Origin of the sequence: Vibrio lentus (assembly GCF_002875945.1) — a bacterium.
In the GTDB taxonomy this organism is placed as follows: Bacteria; Pseudomonadota; Gammaproteobacteria; order Enterobacterales; family Vibrionaceae; genus Vibrio; species Vibrio apostichopi.
Window position 1 is genome coordinate 1 of sequence record NZ_MCZK01000072.1, and the last position, 1,028, is coordinate 1,028.

1 protein-coding gene and 1 pseudogene are annotated in these 1,028 nt (G+C 42.9%); one reads left to right on the top strand and one right to left on the bottom strand.

Translation table 11 applies throughout. The features are described 5' to 3' along the window. The coding region (locus BCT49_RS26335; protein WP_339375374.1) for a hypothetical protein at nucleotides 1-138 on the top strand (138 nt) is incomplete at its 5' end. A gap of 115 nt (nucleotides 139-253) precedes the next feature. On the opposite strand, the pseudogene BCT49_RS05370 reads toward BCT49_RS26335, so the two are convergent. Next, nucleotides 254-1,028: pseudogene (locus BCT49_RS05370) on the bottom strand (hypothetical protein); the annotation flags it as partial.

The following is a 1,028-nucleotide window of genomic DNA, read 5'->3' on the forward strand; positions in this document are numbered from 1 at the left end:
GAATTACGCAACAAAGCCCTAGTGAGTCAGAAAGGCGAGCATTTGACCCTCACGAAAGGGCAGTCTGTATTTATTCCAGCCTATATTGGTCATTACGAATTGAGCAGCAAGGGTCGAGTGGCAAGAGCGTTTAATTAAGGGAGTGGTCCGCTGGAAATACTATCAAGTTTTGCGAATGAAGATGTTGTCTTAAAGAGTTAATGGAAGGGTGAACAAGCCAATAAGATATTGGCTTGTTCGTATTACTTATCGATTATTGAATAGAAGGTAAGCTTTTTGCCTCCATATTAATCGACATACCCCAAGAGGACTCCTCTCGAATGGATTTAATTGATCCTCGGTTTGTAAGCCAAGTTATTTGAGTGTCACGAGGTCCGTCATTTTCAAACTGAGTCTCACTTTCTACCTTACATGCAGCAAAGGTACCTGCAGGTACTGTGACTTCCTCTTTACCTAGGTAGATTTCTTGGTAGTCGAAGGAGGATAGATCTCGTGCATTGGTAATATCATCCAGTGAGGTTTCGACTGATACAGTCCTTAGCCCGGGTAGTTCAGTTATGATTAGATCTCCTGTCAAATCATCAACGTCGTAGTGGTCTTGAGAGGTTAACGGTGCATTGGTTGAGGAACCGAAATCAACCACTTGATTGATAATTTTCTGGTTATCTGCAATCGCCAGTGGTAATACTGCTTTAGCTGCCCCCCAACCTAGTGAGTCATCAGTGTTAAAGCCTTCTTGGCCCAGATAGTGATCTTCAGAGCTATATGAATACTCATACCCTATTAAAACACCTTCCGAACCTTTAATGTCGATACGCGTTTTTTCTAGGTTATCCTCTAGGTCAGAAATCCAACTTGGTAGCCCGGTGACCAACGTAACGTCATTCAGCCAAGAGAAAGTATTCCCAAGATAGGTAAACTCATAAGTTAGGTTCTGTGTTACTGGCTCAGGATCCCACATAGGTGTGCGTTGTACATCGTAAACCGTGACGTCATTAGCCGTCGCAATGAAGTGGCATAGTGAATTT